The organism is Curtobacterium sp. MCBD17_013 (assembly GCF_003234565.1).
Classification (GTDB): Bacteria; Actinomycetota; Actinomycetes; order Actinomycetales; family Microbacteriaceae; genus Curtobacterium.
In genome coordinates, this window is sequence record NZ_QKTU01000010.1 from 24,065 (window position 1) to 39,422 (window position 15,358).

Consider the following 15,358-nt stretch of genomic DNA (forward strand, 5'->3'; position numbering starts at 1 on the left):
CCGGACATGGGCATCCGCATCGATCCGTCGCTCGAGTTCGTCTGGCGCGACCTGCACACGGTGCAGATCGGGGTGGATCCGCCACGGGCTGTGGTCCCCGTCGCCTCCGTGGCGGAGGAGCGCTTCCTGACGTCCCTCCGGCGCGAGACGAGCCGTGAGGCCCTCCCCGCTCTCGCCGCCCAGGCCCGGTGCAGCCCGGCCGCGGCGGCCGGCGTGCTCGCGGCGGTCGCGCCCGTGCTGGTCGACCGGCCGGTCGCACGCCGACGGTGCGTCGAACTCCACGGATCCGGGCCGGTCGTCGACCTGCTGCAGGGGCACCTGCGCGGCGAGGGCGTGACGGTGGCCCAGCCCGATCCTCCAGCGGGGGAACCGCATGGACCGGCGACCCCGGAGGCCGACCTGGCTCTGGCGGTCGCGGACCACGTCCTCGATCCCGCCCTGCGGTCGGCGTGGCTGCTCCGCGACCTCCCGCAGCTCACCGTCGTCGTCGGCGACGGGCGCGTCCGGGTCGGCCCCGTCGTCGAGCCGGACCGCGGTCCGTGCCTGCACTGCGTCGAGCTCGCGCGGGTGGACGAGGACGATCACTGGCCCACGCTCGCGACACAACTGTGGGGGCGACGCGCCGCGCCGCTGTCACCCCACCGCGCGGCAGCGGTGGCCGCGATCGCGTGCCGCCTGGCGCTCGACCGGCTGGGCACCGGGACGGGCGCCGGACCGATCACGACCTCGGTCACCGACGGCGAGGGCGAGGGCGTCGGCGACGGCGACGGCGACACGTCCGCTGACCGGGACGCCACCACCGGTCACGCGGCTGGCGTGCAGGTGTTCGTCGACCGCGAGACGCTCGCGGTCACGAGCCGGACGGTGCTGCCGCATCCACGGTGCGCGTGCCGAGCGCTGCCAGGAAACGACTCGGCTGACGGTCTCCTCCGCGCCCCGATCCCCGCCGCGCCCACGTGACCGTCAACGAGGCCCGCGCCCGCGTGACCCCGACGTAGAACAGGCGGCGCTCCTCGTCGACCTCGGCGTCCGTCGTCGCGTACGAGATCGGCAAGAGGCCCTCCGACGCCCCGACGATCGTCACGTGCGGCCACTCGAGCCCCTTCGCCGAGTGGAGGGTGGAGAGCGTGACGGCCTCGACCTCGGGTTCGTGATGGGTCGCCTCGCGGTCGACGAGGTCCGCCGCGAAGCGCTGGAGGGTGGTGCCGGGCGCGGCCTGCTCAGCGAGGCCCATGATCGCCTGGAGCGCCTCCCACCGGTCGCGCACCGCACCCGCACCGGCGGCATCGGGCGGCGACGCGGCCCAGCCGAGGGACCGCAGGACGTCGGACACGGTCTTCGTCACCGGCTCGTCCGTGATGCTCATCGCCGCCCCCCGGAGGAGCAGCACGGCCTGGCGCACCTCCGGCCGGTCGAAGAACCGTGGGCCGCCCTGCACGCGCGTCGGGACACCCGCGCGCCCGAGTGCCGCCTCGAGCGCCGCGGACTGCGCTCCGATGCGGAACAGCACGGCGCACTCCGACGGCCGCGCCCCGCCGGCGATGCGATCGGCGACGCGGCGGGCGACCTCGCGCGCCTCGGCCGCGTCGTCGGCGACCGGGACGACCTCCGGTGGGCGCCCCGGCTCGTCCGTGCGGGCCTCCAGGTCGAGCGCCCCCGGCTGCCCGCGCATGAGCGTGTTCGCGACGTGGACGACCTCGGTCGTCGACCGATAGTTCCGCTCGAGGCGGACGACCGAGGCGCGGGGGAAGTCGGTGCCGAAACCGAGGAGGTACCGGCTCGACGCACCCGCGAACGAGTAGATCGTCTGCGAGGCGTCCCCGACGACGCACACGTCGTCGCGGTCACCGAGCCACGCTCGGAGCAGGTCGTGCTGCACCGGGGAGACGTCCTGGTACTCGTCGACGACGAAGAAGCGGTACTGCTGCCGGACGTACGACGCGACCCGCGGTTCCGACTCGACCATGCCGAGCGTCGCGAGCAGGACGTCCTCGAAGTCGAGCTGCCGACGATCGTCCTTGAGGTCCTCGTACGCACGCATGAGGTCGACGACCCGGCGCGGCGTCGTCCCGGTCGGGATCGCGCGATCGGCCGCGGCGGCCTCGTACTCCTCGAGTGTCAGGCGTTGCACCTTCCGCCACTCGACCTCGGCGGCCAGGTCGCGGAGGGCAGCGGTGTCCACACCCATGCCGATCGTGTCGGCCGCGTGCGCGATGAGGCGGCCCTTCGACTCGACGATGCGCGGCGCCGGACCCCCGATGGTGTCGGGCCAGAAGTAGCTCAGCTGGGACATGGCGGCCGCGTGGAAGGTGCGGGCGGCGACCTGACCGGCGCCGAGTGCTCGGAGGCGCGCGCGGAGCTCGCCGGCCGCGCGGGTCGTGAAGGTCAGCGCGAGCACGTGGCTCGGCGCGTACGTCCCCGTCGCCACGCCGTACGCGATGCGGTGTGTGATCGCACGGGTCTTGCCGGTCCCGGCACCCGCCAGGACGGCCACCGGTCCGAGCAGGCGCCGTGCGACGGTCCGTTGCTCCGGGTCGAGCGCCTCGAGCAGGCGTTCGGGGTCCATGGGCGATCTCCCCTCTCGTGCGGTTCGGTCCGGCTCGTCAGCGGGACGCCGGGACGCCGGGCCGATCGACGTCAGGGGACGTCGAGTTCGGCTCCGTACCAGTCCTCGATGATGGCGCGAGCGATCGAGGTCCGACCGGGCAGGTGGACCGAGCGTCCGGCGACCGCCGCGAGGTCCGCACGCGAGAACCAGCGGACGTCCATGATCTCGACACCGTCGGGCCGGATCGTCGAGGCGTCCCCGCCCACGGCGCGAGCGCGGAACCCGAGCATGAGCGACGCGGGGAACGGCCACGGCTGGGATCCGAGGTAGACCGGGTCCTCCACGTGGACGCCCGACTCCTCGAAGACCTCGCGGCGCACGGCGTCCTCGAGGCTCTCGCCCGGTTCGACGAAGCCCGCGAGGAGCGAGTACCGGCCGGGCTCCCAGGCGGCGTTCGAGCCGAGCAGCAGGCGGTCCTCGCCGTCGGTGACGCCCACGATGATCGCCGGGTCCGTCCGGGGGAAGTGCTCATGGCCCTCCGGGTCGCGCCGCACCCACCCGCCACGCTCGGTCGTCGTGGCGCTGCCGGTCCTCGGCGAGAACCCGTGCACCGCGTGCCAGTTCGCCATGGCCACGGCCTCGACCGCGATGCCGGAGTCACGGGCCGAGAGCTCGGTGCCGAACATCCGGAGGTTCTCCCACGCCGTGTCGTCCGGCTCGATGGCGGCGGCAGTGGCGTCGTCGACGAAGGCCGCGACGAACCGGGTACCGCGCGGTGCGTCCGGGGCGTCCGCGAGCGCGCGCCCCAGGTACAGCAGCGTGGTGCCCTCGGGGATCGCGGCCGCGTCGACGAACCGCAGGACACCGTCCGGCTCCCGCAGCAACGCGGCGCGGCGGACGGGCAGGAACCGCGTCTCGCGGTCGGCTCGGAGCCGCCGCTCGAGGTCCGGTGTCTCCCGGTACTCGCCGTCGCGGTCGAGCTCGTTCCGGGCGAGCGGCAGACGATCGACGAACTCCTGCGACACGATGCGGTCCTCTCTGCGATGCGCCCGGGCGGACGCCGAGACGGTGGGACGCCAGGCGGGACCGCCGCGTCGAGTGCGCGGCGATGATCGTCCGGGAGACAGCGTGGCGTCGGTTCGACACCAGGGCACCGACCTACCCTTGAGGACATGGCGGGTTCCCACTTCACTCTAGCGGCGTTGGCCACCACGGCCGTTCCGGGGCTCGTGGTCACCGGCACCCGGACGCTCGGTTCCGCGCAGGCCGGGGACTACGACTCGGCGGTCCTCCGTGACGCCGAGGGCGAGCAGCTCGTCATCCGACGTCCACGCAGCCAGCGAGCCGAGGGGCGTCAGTCGGCCGACCTCGTCGCCATCCGTGCGCTGAGCACCGGGATCCGGACGCGCCTCCCGTTCGCGGTGCCGGAGTACCGCGGACAGGCGCCCATCGGCCAGACCCGTGCGATCGTGACCACCTACGTGGACGGCACGCACGTCGACCTCGGCGCGCTCGTCGAGCGACCCGATCTGGCGACCGCGCTGGGCGGCGCGATCGCCGCGGTCCACGCGCTCCCCACGAGCTTCGTGACGGACGCGGGACTGCCGTCGCTGACACCGTTCGAGATCCTCCGCTCGGCGGTGTCGGTGATGGACCGGGCCGTCGCCACCGGGCTCGTGCCGGCGGCGCTCACGGAACGGTGGGAGGGCGCCGCGCGCGACCAACAGCTGTGGCAGTTCACCCCGACGGTGGTGCACGGCGGTCTCGCCGCGGATCGGGTGCTCGTCGTGGGCGACCACGTCAGCGGCGTCCTCGGCTGGGGCGAGCTCCGGCTGGGCGACCCGGCACGAGATCTCGCCTGGGTCCTCAGCGCACGGAACGCGTCCGCCTTCGAGACGGTCATGCACGCCTACACAGCCGGCGGCGGCGCCCGGGACCGGCAGGTGCCGCAACGGGCGCGGCTCTACCACGAGCTCGAGACCGCCCAGTGGCTCCTGCACGGCGTCCAGGTGAAGAGCACCGAGGTCGTGGACGACGCGGTCGCGATGATGCACCGCCTCGTCGACGTGGTGCACTCGCCCCTCGCCCAGCCGCTCCAGGCCGCGTCGCCGGACACGATGGAGATCACCGAGGTGGAGCAGCTGCTGTCGTCGACGGAGCGCCGGCACGCCTGACGATCAGCCGATCGCACGCACCCACGCGCGCTCCAGACCGGCTCGGTCGAGCAGTTCCGCTGGACGCACCTCGAGGTCGTCCGCGACGAAGTAGAAGACCGCGTCGACGTCCTCGACCGGCCGTCCGGTGAACTCCGCGTACGCCACGCGGTAGAGCGCGAGTTGGAGCTGCCGCCGCTCCAGGTCCTCGGCCCCGGACGGCGCGCGCCCCGTCTTCCAGTCGACGATCTCGATCCGCCCGTCGATCTCGTACACGGCGTCGAGCTTGCACACGACGCTGTGCCCCAGGAACGGGATGTGGATCTCGCGCTCCACCTCGACCGGGGTGCGGTCGGCCCAGCGGGACCGTGCGAACGTGGCCTGGAACTCGGCGAGCCGCCGGGCGTCGTCGTCGGACGGGGCAGCGGCCGTGCCGCCGTGCTCGTCGACGTCGGCGTCGAGCTCGCCGTCCCAGGCGTCGAGGGTCTCGAGCGACCCCGACGGCCGGGCCCGGCGCTCGACCCACTGGTGGAACAGGGTCCCGAGGCGGGTCGCCCGGTAGGGCCGCTCCGGCATCGGGCGACGGAGCCGCTCCGCGACCGCGGCGGGTTCCGTCAGGTAGTCCTTGAACCCCGAGGCCGGGATCCGGTGGGGCACGGTCACGACGTGCCGGTCGCGGTGAGCGGCGCGTCGCTCGGCGAGCAGGAGGTCGAGGTCGGCCGCGTACCGTCCGGCGGCACCCGGGTGCGCTGCCCGCACCCGGTCGGCGGCCGCCAGGACACGCGCGCCCCGTTCGCCGAACGGCAGGTGGGGCCACGGCATGGTCGCGCCGGAGTCGGCGAGCGGGTTCTCGTCGAACTCGGTCCCCGCCGGGATCGCGTCCGGATCCACGACACCGGCGGCGACGAGGTCGGCGAGGTAGCGACTCGGCTCCGTCGGGCGCACGCCGGTCCCCCAGTACGAGCCGGTCACGAGCAGCGCCTGCCGTGCGCGGGTCAGCGCCACGTAGGTGAGCCGGCGCTCCTCGTCGAGGTTGCTGCGCCCGACGGCCTCCTTGAAGGTCGCGATCGCGTCCGCGACCGCCTTCTGGGTCTCGGCACCCCGCCAGGCGAGATGCGGGAGCTCGTCGGCGTCGCCGCGGAACTCGTACGGCAGCCGCCCGAAGCCGAGCCAGCCGGTCGAGCCCTCCTGCGGACGGGCCGGCAGCGCGCCCTCCACCATCCGCGGGACCGCGACGGCGTCCCACTCGAGCCCCTTCGCCCCGTGGATGGTCAGGATCTGGACGGTGCCGGGTTCCGGCTCCTCGCTCCGCGGCCCCATGTCGTCGCGGCGCGCGGCCGCGTCGAGCCAGCCGATGAACGAGCCGAGATCGGCTCGGTCGTCCGTCGCCACGAACCCGGCGAGTTCGTCGAGGAAGGCGTCGAGGTGGTCGGACGCGCCCTGCTCGTGCGCCGCGACCTCGACGTCGAGCCGCATCTCCTGCACCACGAGCGTGACGAAGTCGACCAGGTCACCGCCGGCGCGGGCGCGGAGCGCCGAGAGGGCGGCACCGAGCGCCCGCATCCGGAGTCGCCCCTCGGCGCTGATGTCGGCGGTCGCCCCGTGCTCGTCGGGTGCGGTCGCGACGAAGTCGAGGGCGTCGACGAGCGACCCGTGCTCGCCGGCCGCGACCGAGCCCCGGAACGCGTCCGCGACCGCGGGGTCGAGACGCGCGTGCGTGTGGTCGCGCTCGAACAGCCACCGGCCGACGCGCTGCAGGGCGACGACGTCGGCGGGACCGATGCGCCAGCGTGCGCCCGTGAGCAGGCGGATGAGCTCGTTGCCGGCGGACGGGTCGTGCAGCACCCGCAGGCAGGCCACGAGGTCGACGATCTCCGGCCGCTGGAGCAGGCCGCCGGTGCCGAGCACGCGGTAGGGCACCTCGCGGTGGCCCAGCGCCGCGGTGAAGGCCGCGAGGTCCTTCCGGGCCCGGAGCAGCAGTGCCATCGACGTGCCGGGTCGCGCCGCCCGCCGGGCGGCGAACCAGTCAGCGACCGCAGCGGCTTCCTCCGGCAGGGTCTCGGGGAACCGTGCCTCGACCGTGCCGACCTCCGCACCCGGTCGGGGGCTGAGTTCCTCGACGCGGACGCGCGCGGCCTCGGTGAGCGGCGCCACGAGGGCGTTCGCCCCGACGAGCACCGACACGGGGTTCCGCCAGCTCGTCGAGAGCGCGTACGTCCTGGGCGACGCGTCGTCCGCGCCGAAGTCCCGGGGGAACCGTGCCAGGTTGGCCGCGCTCGCCCCGCGGAACCCGTAGATGGACTGGTGCGGGTCACCCACGGCCATGACGGGGTGCCCGCGGAACAGCCGCGCGAGGAACCGCGTCTGGACGACCGACGTGTCCTGGTACTCGTCCAGGAGCACGACCCGGTAGCGGGCGCGCAGGTCGTCCGCGACGCGCGGTGCCGCCTCGGCCGCGGCGAGGGCGAGGGCGATCTGGTCGGAGAACTCGACGAAGCCCCGCTCGGTCTTCTGGCGTCGGAACGTCTCGACCAGCTCCACCAGCGGCGCGAGTCCGCCGACGGCCGGCACCGTCCCGACCAGCGCGGCCGACGGCTTGCCCCGGGTGGCGGGGAGTTCGAGCAGCGCGGTGAACTGCTCCGCGAAGCGACGGAGCCGGTCCGGGTCGACCAGGTGCTCGCTCATCGCGCCGTTGAGGGCGACGAGCGCCGCGGTGACGGTGTCGACGTTCCGGCCCAGACCCGCCAGGCGGTCGTCCTGGGCGGCGACCACGACGCGTCGCGCGAGCTGCCAGGCCGACGGCTCCGTGAGGACCTGCGACTCGCCGTCACGCCCGACGAGCAGGGCGTTCTCGCGGAACACCGCGTTCGCGAAGGCGTTGTAGGTGGAGACCGTCGGGGCCTCGAAGGCGTCGGCGGGCTCGATCAGCCCGGCGCCCTCGAGCGCGGCGATCCGGTCGTTGATCCGCACGCCGAGCTCACCGGCGGCTTTGCGGGTGAAGGTCAGGCCGAGCACCTCGTCCGGGCGCACCGCGCCGTTCGCGAGCAGCCACACGACCCGGGAGGCCATGGTCTCGGTCTTCCCGCTCCCCGCGCCCGCCACGACGAGCGCCGGCGCGAGCGGCGACTCGATCACGGCGCGCTGCTGGTCGGTGGGGCGAGGCCGCCCGAGGGCGTCGGCGATCGCGTCCGCCGAGTACCGCGCCGCGGGGCGGGCCGCCGCGTGCATCGCAGCCGACGGGGCCGCCGCGTCCGCCGATGCCGTCGGCGCGACCTCGGCGTGCCGGTCCTGCTCCGCGGCGGGGGCGCCCGTCACCAGGTGACCTCCCCGACGACGTGGATCCGGCACTCGACACCGGTCCGGGCGCGCTCGCAGTGGTCGTCGACGTGGGCGACGAACACGCGTCCGGCCATGCCCTCGGCGACCGTGTGCAGGCGCTGCCGGTAGGACGCGCGGGCGTCGTCGTCGAACGCGGGCTGGACCCGTTCCGTGAACGCGTGCCCACCCTGCCCGCTCGCGACGAACACGAGCCGTGCGTCCGACACGGGGACGTCGGCCGGGAGGCCCTCCACCGCCCCGTCGGCGAGCGCGAGCTGGTACGCACCCAGCTGTGCGTGCTCCGGCATGGCGGACTTGCCCGGCATCGTCGTCCCCGTCTTCAGGTCGACGACGCTGACGGTGCCGTCGGGCGCTTCCTCGATCCGGTCGATGCTGCCGCGGAGGCGAGCGGGGCCGGTCACCAGCACGAACGACGCCTCGGCACCGAGGACGCGACGGCCGGCGGCGGCAGCGGTGCGGAGGTAGTCGCTGAGACCCTCGATCATCCGCCGCGTCCGAGCGCGTTCCCGCTCGGCGATCCAGTCGGACTCGAACACGAGCTCGGACCACCGGTCCTCGACGCTGCGCCAGAGCGACTCGACGTCGACGTCGGTCGCGTGCTCCATGGCGTCGTGGACGATCGTCCCGATGCCCATGGCCGGGCTCGGTGCGCCACCGCCGAAGGACTGGGCGAACCAGTGCAGCGGGCACTCCTCGAAGGTCCCGATGCGCGACGGCGACACGGCGACGGTCGGGGGCACGGCCACCCCGCCGTCCTCCGGCACCACCGGTTCCGCCGTCAGGTCGACGAGGGGTCGGTCGGTGCTCGGCTCGGCGATGCCGTACCACTCGTCCGGATCGGCCCCGGGGACGCCCTCCGCCGCCAGGCGTGCCAGGGCCGATGCGGCTTCCGGATCGCCGGTGGTCACGACCCGTCGGCGCAGGGACCCGGCCATGCCCCGGAGCGAGAGCGGGTGGGGGTTCGGCGTGCGGTCGGGTGGCACCGGGACGAGCCGGAGGAAGGGGCTCGGAGCCTCGTCGTCGTTGGCGATGCTGCCGAGCACCACCTGTGTCGTCGCGCGGGACACCGCCCTGGCGAACAGCCGCAGCTCGTCGGCGACCACGGCGGCGCGCTCGTCGGTCGGTGTGCGCTCGATCCCGGCGGCGGCCCGGACGAGGCCGTCGGGGTCGAGCAAGCTGCCACGGACGCGGGTGTTCGGCCACACGCCGTCCTGGAGTCCGAGCACCACCACGACGTCGCACTCCACCCCGATGGTCGCGAGCGGCGTCACCACGCGGACCCGGCCGGCGGTCCGGTCGGGTCCGATCGTGTCCTCGGGCAGGTCGGCGCCGAGCAGGTCGTCCACGAACACACGCGCCGGGGCGTCCGGTGTGCGTTCGACGAACCGCTTCGCCGCCGTGAACAGACCGACCACCGCGTCGAGATGCCGGTCCGCCTCGGCCGCGCCGACACCGCCGGCGGCCGACTGCCCGCCCCACGTGCGGGCGAGTCCGCTGCGCTCCCACAGCCCCCAGAGCAGTTCCTCGATGCTGGCGCCCCCGGCGGCATCGCGGCGCGCCCGCTCGAGGCTCGCCGCGAGGCGTCCGGCTCGGCGCGCGAAGCCCGCGTCGATCGTCGTGAAGCGGTCCGGGCCGGAGAGCGCCTCGACCAGCAGGTCGTCCGCCGGGCGCGTGCCCCCGGCGGCGAGCTCCTCGCGGCGCAGGGCGAGCCGCAGCCGCCGTACCGCGAGGGCGTCGAGGCCGCCCAGCGGCCCGGACACGAACGCGGTGGCGAGGGCGGGGTCGAGCGCGCGGACCCCGAGGGCGACCGCCGCCGCGTCGATGAGCGCCCGAGCGGCGACGTCGTCCCGCGGGCGCGCCGGAGCACTCGCGGCGGTGGCGGGGACCTCGGCAACGGCCAGGGCGCGGACGAGGTCCGGCACGGCTGCCCCGCTCCGCGTGACGACGACCATGCGCTCCCACGGCACGCCGTCGAACAGGTGGTGTTCCCGCAACCGACGGGCGACGGCGGCCACGAGGCCGGCGCGGCTCGGGGCCTCCAGGTGCACCACGGCGTCGGCCCGGTCGTCCGCACCCGCGGCGGCCGCCACCCGCTGCCGCCCCGCGGCCGCCGCACCGATCCGGGCGGTGACGGCGCTCACGAGCGCCCGGATCGCGGGCGGGTGTCGGTGGACGGTGTCGAGCACGACCTCGTGCACGACCGGCACGCCGAGCCGGACCGCCAGGCGGCCGAGCACGTCGGGCTCGGCGCCGCGGAACGCGCTCGAGGCGATGTCCGGATCGCCGAAGGCGACGATCCGCACGCCCCGTCGGGCGAGCGCACCGAGGAACGCGACCTCGCCCTCCACGAGTTCCTGGGCGTCGTCGACGAGGACGTGGCGGAGCGCGGCGACCGCGGGCGGCACCTCGCCCCGCGCCACGGCCGCGGTGGCGAACGCCACGAGTTCCGCCGCGTCGAGCGCGGTCTCGCGGTACGCCGTGACCGCCGCGCGGTACTCGTCGACGAGGTCCCCGACGGCCGCCCACTCCGGGCGCCCGTGGTCGCCTGCGAGTTCGCGCATGTCGTCGGGCTCGATGCCGGCGGCGACCGTGCGCATCATGACGTCGCGCAGCGCGGTCCGGAAGCCGGCACGTTCGCGGACGGCAGGGGTGATCGGATCGGGCCAGGCCGGGCCGGTGCCGTCGACGGCGTGCCCGGCGATGAGGTCGGCGAGGACCGCGTCCTGTTCCCCACCGGTCAGCAACGTCGGGGCCTCCTGCCCGACGAGCGCTGCGGCGTGCGTGACGACCTGGAAGGCGAGCGAGTTCACGGTCCGGGCGAGCGCGCCGGGCACCACGCGGTCCGCGGCCGCCGCCAGGCGGTCCCGCAGGGCGGTGGCGGCCGGACGCGACGACGTCAGGGTCAGGATGCTCGTGTACCCGTCGGCGCTGACGCCCCCGGGCTCGGACAGCAGGTGGGCGACGAGCTGCGCGAGCACCGTGGTCTTGCCCGTGCCCGGCGCACCGATCACGGCGGCGCACGTGTCGTGCGGCAGCGCGAGCACGGACCGCTGCGCGGGGTCCAGGAGGACCGGGGCGACGACCACCGCGGCACCCGCCCGCCCGCGACCGGTCAGCCCGGCGTCGCGCAGGACGGCACGGCGGGGCGCACTGGTCGTCGAGGTCGCGGTCGGCACGCCGTCACGCTACCGAGGGCCGCCGACACCACCGGGACGGCGCGCATGTGCGCTGTGGGTGAACGCCGGAGCCCGCCCCTGGGCCCTCGGATACGCTGTGCTCGTGGACATCAAGATCGGCATCACCAACAGCCCGCGTGAGATCGCCTTCGAGACCAAGCAGACGGCCGCCGACATCGAGCAGGCCGTGTCGGCCGCGCTCTCCTCGGGCGCCACGCACCTGTCGCTCCAGGACGACAAGGGCCGACGGTTCATCGTCCCGGTCGCGTCCCTCGCGTACGTCGAGGTCGGCTCCGAGGAGTCGCGCCGCATCGGTTTCGTCGCCTGACCCCTCGGTCCACATGGAACTCCTCTTCGCCGTGCTCGGCGGGATCCTGACCGGCCTGTTCGCGCAGATCGTCGTGCCGTGGCACGTGACGCGGGGCGTGTTCCTCGCCCCCGCCGTGGGCGGGGCCGTCGCGGCCGTGCTGTGGGAGGCCCTCACCTGGGCCGGGTGGTCGTACGGCGAACCCTGGATCTGGGTGGTCACGCTCGTGGTCGCCGGTGTCGTCGCGCTGGTGACGGCGTGGTCGGTCGGGCGCCGGCGGGAGCGCGCGGACGCCGCGTTCTTCGAGCGCCTCCGCACCGTCGGTACCGCTTCCTGACGCATCCGCCGGGAGGCCCGGTCGGCCGGGAGCACCACGGTCCGGAGCGGAGACCCGGACCGGGTCCGGGATCCGCACCGGGTCCGGTCACCCGGTTCGGCTCAGGCGGTCAGCCCGAGGGCGTCCATCCGCCGGGTGTGGGCCGCGATGAGTTCGGTGAACACCGGCTCGAGGCGCTCCTCGTCCTCACGGGCGTGCGAGGCGAGCGCCGACCGCGCCACGAGCAGCGTGTCACCGACGAGGCGCCGCCCCCACATGGCGAGGCGCGAGGCCACGAGCGGGTCGCGGGCGATGTCCGCCGTCAGTTCCTCGACGACCGCGGGCTCCTCGCGCGCGTCGAACACCCCACGCAAGCGGTTCCGGACGTCCGTCGGCAGCGACCGGGCGAGGTTCGCGAACAGGTCGTTGAGGATCCCGGCCGTCACGTAACCGGTGAGGATCGACTCCGCCCAGTCCGCACCGGCCGTCCGTCTGAGGAACGCGTCGATGGCCTCGCGGTGGGGCTCCATGAGTTCCGCCGGCTCGTGTCCGGACCGTTCGATCTCGGCCACGATGGCGCGGTGCCGATCGAGCGCGGTCGTGGCGAGCACGCCCGTGACGAGGCGCCCCGACATGGTCGGCGCCGAGGCACCGGCGCGCCCCATGGCCTCGTACAACGACAGCTGCAGGTACGCGGCCTGGCCCAGGTAGACGGTCAGTTCGGGCGAGACGTCGTCGAGTTGGAGCCGCTCGACGGACGCGGCCGCGCGGGGGTTCCGCGACGCCAGCCAGCTCGCCGCGAGACGCGCGCGTCTCCGGTTCCACCACGACACCACCGGACCAGCATAGGGGCCGCGCCCGAGCCCCATCCCCAGTCCGCCAGCGTCCCGAACTGCGGAAATGCGCAGAACGGTAGACTGAGCGGACTCCCCGACAACGAACAGGGTTGAACTCTTTGACTTTCTCAGATCTCGACATCGAGCAGGACATCGTCGACGCGCTCGCGGCCAAGGGCATCACGGAGCCCTTCCCGATCCAGCAGCAGACGATCCCGCTCGCACTCACCGGCCAGGACATCATCGGCCAGGCCAAGACCGGAACGGGCAAGACGCTCGGCTTCGGCCTCCCCCTCATCCAACGGCTCGGGCACGACCCCGAGCCGGGCGTCAAGGCGCTCGTCGTGGTCCCGACCCGCGAGCTCGCCGTCCAGGTGTTCGAGGACCTCGAGCTCGCCGCGTCGAACCGTCCGGTCAAACTGGCCGCGATCTACGGCGGCAAGGCGTACGAGGGCCAGATCGAACAGCTCAAGGACGGCGCGCAGATCGTCGTCGGCACGCCGGGTCGCCTCATCGACCTCCACCGGCAGCGGGTGCTCGACCTCGGCCACGTGCAGGAGATCGTCCTCGACGAGGCCGACAAGATGCTCGACCTCGGGTTCCTGTCGGACATCGAGCGCATCTTCCAGTCGGTCCCGGCGGTGCGCCACACCATGCTGTTCTCGGCGACCATGCCGGCCCCGATCGTGGCGCTGGCCCGGCGGTTCATGTCGAAGCCGATCCACATCCGCGCTTCCGACCCGGACGAGGGCCTGACCCAGGCGAACATCAAGCACCTCATCTACCGGGCGCACGCGCTCGACAAGGACGAGGTCATCGCCCGGATCCTCCAGGCCGACGGGCGCGGCAAGACCGTCGTCTTCACGCGGACCAAGCGCGCCGCGGCCCGGCTGATGGAAGAGCTCCAGGACCGCGGGTTCAACGCCGCGGCGGTGCACGGCGACCTGAACCAGGAGCAGCGGGAGCGCGCGATGGCCGCGTTCAAGGCCGGCAAGAGGGACGTGCTCATCGCCACCGACGTGGCAGCGCGCGGCATCGACGTCGACGACGTGACCCACGTCATCAACCACACGATCCCGGACGACCCGGACACCTACCTGCACCGGGCCGGGCGGACCGGCCGCGCGGGCAAGACCGGCATCGCGGTGACGTTCGTCGACTGGGACGACCTCCACAAGTGGTCGCTCATCAACAAGGCGCTCGACTTCGGGCAGCCGGAGCCGACCGAGACCTACTCGTCCAGTCCGCACCTGTACACCGACCTCGACATCCCGGCCGGCACCAAGGGCCGTCTGCCCGGTTCGTCCCCGCACGCGGCCGCGCCGGCCAAGCAGCGGTCCGAGGGCGGCCGTTCCGAGGGCGGCCGGTCCGAGGGCGGCCGGTCCGGGTCCGGGTCCCGCTCGCGCACCCGGTCGGGAGGCCCGACCACGACGAGTGCGCCCGCCGCGGGCTCCGACGCGGTCGGCGCGGAGCCGGAGGCGGCGGAGACCACCGCCGGCACGACCGGTCCCGAGGGCAGCTCGCCGCGGCGTCGGCGTCGCCGCCGTCGTGGTGGCAGTGGTCAGGCCGGGTCGACGGCCGCCGATGCGGCGGCCACCGGCGGCGAGTCCGCGGGGTCTGCGGCGAGTTCGTCCGCGGCGAGCGGTCCGGCTGCCGAGTAGTCCGCACACGGTGGTCGTCCGGCGACGACCACCGTGACGGGTCTCGTCGACGCGCGTCCAGCCTCCCGGCCGGACGCGCTTCGCTCGTCAGACGGTGAGTCGGGATCCCTCGCCGACGACCGGTTCGGAACCGGTCGCGGACGCGACGATGGTTCGGAACGCGCGCTCGGCGGTGCGGTGCTCGCCGAGCCGGTTCGGCTTGCCGGTGCCGTGGTAGTCACTCGAGCCGGTCACGAACAGCCCGTAGCGGTCCGCCCAGTCGAGCAGGACGCGCTTACCGTGCGTCAGGTTCTCGCGGTGGTCGACCTCGAGCCCGCCGAGTCCGGCCTCGACGAGATCCTCGAGCGCTCGCTCGTCGAGCACGATCCCCCGGGTCGACGCCGCCGGGTGCGCGATCACGGGGACCCCGCCCGCGGCACGGATGAGCTCGACGCCGGCCAGCGGCGACGGCGCCTCGTGGGGCTCGTAGTAGCCCGCGGCGGGGTGCAGGATGCCGCGGAACGCCGCGCTGCGGTCGGCCTCGAGCCCGGCGGCCACGAGTGCGTCCGCGATGTGGGGCCGGCCGATCGTGGCACCCGGGCTCGCCTGCGCGATGACGTCCTGCCACGACACCGGGTGGTCGCGGGCGATCCGCTCGACCATGCGCATCGCACGATCGACGCGGCCCTCGCGGATCCGCTGCGTCTCGGCGACGAGTCCGGGGTGGGTGGGATCGACGAGGTACCCGAGGACGTGCACGCTCCGGTAGCCGATCCGCGTGCTGAGTTCGAGCCCGGGCAGGAGCGTCATCGGGAGCGTCCGGGCCGTCGCGATGGCCTCGTCCCACCCGGCCGTGGTGTCGTGGTCCGTCAGCGCCAACGCGTCGAGGCCCGCGGACGATGCCGCACGCACCAGGTCGGCAGGCCGCTCGGTGCCGTCCGAGACGCTCGAGTGCGTGTGCAGGTCGATGAAGGGATCGGGCACCCGGCCATGCTAGCCGTGGACTCCCCGGTGCCCTGGCGATCGACGCCCACGGCGCCCGG

11 protein-coding genes are annotated in these 15,358 nt (G+C 74.3%); 5 read left to right on the top strand and 6 right to left on the bottom strand.

The features are described from left to right. Window positions 1-6: 6 nt before the first annotated feature. A complete protein-coding gene (locus tag DEI81_RS16265) occupies window positions 7-960 on the top strand; it encodes a hypothetical protein (protein ID WP_181435400.1) in 954 nt (317 codons plus the stop codon). Here the strand turns inward: DEI81_RS16265 and DEI81_RS11380 are convergent. Together DEI81_RS11380 and nudC are read right to left on the bottom strand one after the other, a co-directional pair. Continuing rightward, window positions 851-2,566, bottom strand: coding sequence for an ATP-dependent helicase (locus DEI81_RS11380; RefSeq protein ID WP_111010836.1), 1,716 nt, complete (start codon window positions 2,564-2,566; stop codon window positions 851-853). The genes DEI81_RS16265 and DEI81_RS11380 overlap by 110 nt on opposite strands. Before the next feature lie 71 nt (window positions 2,567-2,637). Next, complete coding sequence (gene nudC, locus DEI81_RS11385) at window positions 2,638-3,573, bottom strand: NAD(+) diphosphatase (RefSeq protein WP_111010837.1); 936 nt, start codon at window positions 3,571-3,573, stop codon at window positions 2,638-2,640. Between the two features lie 147 nt (window positions 3,574-3,720). Here nudC and DEI81_RS11390 point away from each other — a divergent pair, with 147 nt between their 5' ends. After that, window positions 3,721-4,722, top strand: coding sequence for a phosphotransferase (locus DEI81_RS11390; RefSeq protein ID WP_111010838.1), 1,002 nt, complete (start codon window positions 3,721-3,723; stop codon window positions 4,720-4,722). Window positions 4,723-4,725: 3 nt separating this feature from the next. Here DEI81_RS11390 and DEI81_RS11395 read toward each other — a convergent pair whose 3' ends face one another. Both DEI81_RS11395 and DEI81_RS11400 read right to left on the bottom strand, forming a co-directional pair. Beyond that, window positions 4,726-7,929 (bottom strand): ATP-dependent DNA helicase, encoded by a 3,204-nt coding sequence (locus DEI81_RS11395; protein ID WP_111010908.1) that lies wholly within the window; start codon window positions 7,927-7,929, stop codon window positions 4,726-4,728. An 83-nt stretch (window positions 7,930-8,012) separates the two neighbouring features. Then, window positions 8,013-11,216 (bottom strand): UrvD/REP family ATP-dependent DNA helicase, encoded by a 3,204-nt coding sequence (locus DEI81_RS11400; RefSeq protein WP_111010839.1) that lies wholly within the window; start codon window positions 11,214-11,216, stop codon window positions 8,013-8,015. A gap of 103 nt (window positions 11,217-11,319) precedes the next feature. Here DEI81_RS11400 and DEI81_RS11405 point away from each other — a divergent pair, with 103 nt between their 5' ends. Both DEI81_RS11405 and DEI81_RS11410 read left to right on the top strand, forming a co-directional pair. Then, complete coding sequence (locus DEI81_RS11405) at window positions 11,320-11,544, top strand: DUF3107 domain-containing protein (RefSeq protein ID WP_111010909.1); 225 nt, start codon at window positions 11,320-11,322, stop codon at window positions 11,542-11,544. A 13-nt stretch (window positions 11,545-11,557) separates the two neighbouring features. After that, window positions 11,558-11,860: a hypothetical protein gene (locus DEI81_RS11410; RefSeq protein ID WP_111010840.1), complete on the top strand. Its 303-nt coding sequence runs from the start codon at window positions 11,558-11,560 to the stop codon at window positions 11,858-11,860. 101 nt (window positions 11,861-11,961) lie between these two features. Here the strand turns inward: DEI81_RS11410 and DEI81_RS11415 are convergent, their stop codons facing one another. Then, complete coding sequence (locus tag DEI81_RS11415; protein ID WP_258368670.1) at window positions 11,962-12,675, bottom strand: ferritin-like domain-containing protein; 714 nt, start codon at window positions 12,673-12,675, stop codon at window positions 11,962-11,964. Between the two features lie 119 nt (window positions 12,676-12,794). Between DEI81_RS11415 and DEI81_RS11420 the strand changes: the two genes are divergently transcribed. Continuing rightward, complete coding sequence (locus DEI81_RS11420) at window positions 12,795-14,336, top strand: DEAD/DEAH box helicase (protein WP_111010842.1); 1,542 nt, start codon at window positions 12,795-12,797, stop codon at window positions 14,334-14,336. An 87-nt stretch (window positions 14,337-14,423) separates the two neighbouring features. Here the strand turns inward: DEI81_RS11420 and DEI81_RS11425 are convergent, their stop codons facing one another. Further along, complete coding sequence (locus DEI81_RS11425) at window positions 14,424-15,299, bottom strand: PHP domain-containing protein (RefSeq protein WP_111010843.1); 876 nt, start codon at window positions 15,297-15,299, stop codon at window positions 14,424-14,426. Window positions 15,300-15,358 lie beyond the last annotated feature (59 nt).

What these genes read in the sequence shown, in the direction of transcription:
- DEI81_RS16265 (WP_181435400.1), top strand. Translation starts at nt 7, where the DNA reads ATGGGCATCCGCATCGATCCGTCGCTCGAGTTCGTCTGGCGCGACCTG.
- DEI81_RS11380 (WP_111010836.1), bottom strand. Translation starts at nt 2,566, where the DNA reads ATGGACCCCGAACGCCTGCTCGAGGCGCTCGACCCGGAGCAACGGACC.
- DEI81_RS11390 (WP_111010838.1), top strand. Translation starts at nt 3,721, where the DNA reads ATGGCGGGTTCCCACTTCACTCTAGCGGCGTTGGCCACCACGGCCGTT.
- DEI81_RS11395 (WP_111010908.1), bottom strand. Translation starts at nt 7,929, where the DNA reads ATGCACGCGGCGGCCCGCCCCGCGGCGCGGTACTCGGCGGACGCGATC.
- DEI81_RS11410 (WP_111010840.1), top strand. Translation starts at nt 11,558, where the DNA reads ATGGAACTCCTCTTCGCCGTGCTCGGCGGGATCCTGACCGGCCTGTTC.